The following is a 3,149-nucleotide window of genomic DNA, read 5'->3' as shown; positions in this document are numbered from 1 at the left end:
TGATACGGCAAAGTAGAGTAAGTGAATAAGGGCGCACGGGGGATGCCTAGGCTCTCAGAGGCGAAGAAGGACGTGATAAGCTGCGAAAAGCTACGGGGATTGGCCAATGCGAGTTGATCCGTAGATATCCGAATGGGGCAACCCAGTCTGTAAAGACTATTCCGTAAGGAAAGCAAACCCAGGGAACTGAAACATCTAAGTACCTGGAGGAGGAGAAAATAATAATGATTCCGTAAGTAGTGGCGAGCGAACGCGGAAGAGCCCAAACCATTCCCGTTACGGCGGGATTGGGGTTGTAGGACCTGCATAATTTTGATTAATCTGACGAGAATTGTCTGGGAAGGCAAACGATACAGGGTGATAGTCCCGTATTGGAAGGATTGAGAAGAAGGCGGGTATCCTGAGTAGGTCGGGACCGGAGAAATCCCGATTGAAACTGCCGGCACCATCCGGTAAGGCTAAATACTCCTGAGAGACCGATAGTGAACAAGTACCGTGAGGGAAAGGTGAAAAGTACCGTGAATAACGGGGTGAAATAGAACCTGAAACCGTGCGCTTACAAGCGGTCGGAGCGGAGCGATTCCGTGACGGCGTGCCTTTTGCATAATGAGCCTACGAGTTACTCCTCATCAGCAAGGGTAAGGTATTCAGTACCGTACCCGGAGCGAAAGCGAGTCTGAAAGGGCGATTGAGTTGGTGGGGGTAGACGCGAAACTTAGTGATCTACCCATGGCCAGGTTGAAGTGTTGGTAACACAACATGGAGGACCGAACCGATAAGCGTTGAAAAGCTTCCGGATGAGCTGTGGGTAGGGGTGAAAGGCTAATCAAACTAAGAAATAGCTCGTACTCCCCGAAATGTTTTTAGGAACAGCGTCGGGAATTGTATGATGGAGGTAGAGCTACCGATAGGACTAGGGGGAGTCAAATCCTACCAAATCCTGACGAACTCCGAATGCCATCATATAGAACCGGCAGTGAGGGCTTGGGTGCTAAGGTCCAAGTCCGAGAGGGAAAGAACCCAGACCTTCCGCTAAGGTCCCCAAATCTAGATTAAGTTGAACAAAGGTGGTCCAGTTGCAGAGACAGCCAGGAGGTTAGCTTGGAAGCAGCTATTCCTTTAAAGAGTGCGTAACAGCTCACTGGTCGAGCGACAGGGCGTCGATAATAATCGGGCATCAAATCTAGTACCGAAGCGAAGGATTGCAGTTTACTGCAGTGGTAGGGGAGCATTCCAACGACAGCGAAGATACCCTGTAAGGGGTGTTGGAGTTTTTGGAAAAGCAAATGTAGGCATAAGTAACGATAATGCGGGCGAGAAACCCGCACACCGTAAGACCCAGGTTTCCTGATCAACGCTAATCGGATCAGGGTTAGTCGGGGCCTAAGGCGAACCCGAGAGGGGTAGTCGATGGACAATGGGTTAATATTCCCATACTATTTATACAGGTGATGGAGTGACGGAGTGATGAAAGATCCGCCCGGTGACGGAATACCGGGTTAAAGGTAGTAGGTATTGGCTGCATAGTTAAATGCGTGCGGCTAGCCGAAGCTGATAGTACTGAGCGTTTACGGACAATCAGATAGTGATCCTAAGGGCTTCCAAGAAAAACTTCTAGCGTTAAGCGTATAGATACCCGTACCGCAAACCGACACAGGTGGTCGAGGAGAGTATCCTAAGGTGCTCGAGTGAATCATGGCTAAGGAACTCGGCAAAATGGCCCTGTAACTTCGGGAGAAGGGGCGCCTTCAGTAATGGAGGCCGCAGTGAAGAGGCCCAGGCGACTGTTTAACAAAAACACATGGCTTTGCGAAGTTTAACGACTAAGTATAAGGCCTGACACCTGCCCGGTGCTGGAAGGTTAAGAGGGGATGTTAGCGCAAGCGACGCATTGAATCGAAGCCCCAGTAAACGGCGGCCGTAACTATAACGGTCCTAAGGTAGCGAAATTCCTTGTCGGGTAAGTTCCGACCTGCACGAATGGTGTAACGATCTGGGCACTGTCTCAGCCATGAGCTCGGTGAAATTGTAGTCGCGGTGAAGATGCCGCGTACCCGCAACGGGACGGAAAGACCCCATGCACCTTTACTGCAACTTAACATTGGTACTGGGTAAATGATGTGTAGGATAGGTGGGAGACTGTGAATTGGCGTCGCTAGGCGTTGAGGAGTCGTTGTTGAAATACCACCCTTTATTTACTTGGTATCTAATCCTGACTCAGGAGACATTGTTTGGTGGGTAGTTTGACTGGGGTGGTCGCCTCCAAAAGGATAACGGAGGCTTCCAAAGGTTCCCTCAGTACGCTTGGTAACCGTACGAGGAGTGCAATAGCATAAGGGAGCTTGACTGTAAGGCCGACAAGCCGAGCAGGGTGGAAACACGGGTATAGTGATCCGGCGGTTTTGAATGGAAGAGCCGTCGCTCAAAGGATAAAAGGTACGCTGGGGATAACAGGCTGATCTCCCCCAAGAGCTCATATCGACGGGGAGGTTTGGCACCTCGATGTCGGCTCGTCACATCCTGGGGCTGGAGAAGGTCCCAAGGGTTGGGCTGTTCGCCCATTAAAGTGGCACGCGAGCTGGGTTCAGAACGTCGTGAGACAGTTCGGTCCCTATCTGTTGCGGGCGTGGGAAGTTTGCGAGGACCTGACCTTAGTACGAGAGGACCGGGTTGGACTGACCGCTGGTGTACCGGTTGTGATGCCAATTGCATTGCCGGGTAGCTACGTCGGGAAGAGATAAGCGCTGAAAGCATCTAAGTGCGAAACTCCCCTCAAGATGAGACTTCCAAATAGGGCCCTCAGAGACGATGAGGTTGATAGGCTGCAGGTGTAAAGGCAGTAATGTCATAGCTGAGCAGTACTAATTGCCCAAAAGCTTACCTACCGTTTGTTACAATTCTTGCCAAAACATGTTAACTAATGTCAGATGTTTGATGTCGGGTGACCGATGTTAGCACAGACAAGAACTTAAGCTATTATGTGGTCAAGCCACAAAGATTTAGGCGGCCTAGCGCAGGGGTCCCACCTCTTCCCATCCCGAACAGAGAAGTTAAGCCCTGCAGCGCCGATGGTACTGGGGTTACACCTGGGAGAGTAGGTCGCCGCCACATTATTTAAAAGCCAGCTATCTAGCTGGCTTTTTTGCGTT

General features: G+C 50.7%; 2 rRNA genes. Both read left to right on the top strand.

Annotated elements, in window-relative coordinates:
• Positions 1-15: 15 nt before the first annotated feature.
• Positions 16-2,885, top strand: a 23S ribosomal RNA gene (locus ACFOSV_RS17205).
• Positions 2,886-2,999: 114 nt separating this feature from the next.
• Positions 3,000-3,111: ribosomal RNA gene (gene rrf / locus ACFOSV_RS17200) — 5S ribosomal RNA — on the top strand.
• Positions 3,112-3,149 lie beyond the last annotated feature (38 nt).

The organism is Algoriphagus namhaensis (assembly GCF_042649705.1).
In the GTDB taxonomy this organism is placed as follows: Bacteria; Bacteroidota; Bacteroidia; order Cytophagales; family Cyclobacteriaceae; genus Algoriphagus; species Algoriphagus namhaensis.
Note: the sequence above shows the minus strand (reverse complement) of the source record. Positions and strands in the feature narration are given on the sequence as shown.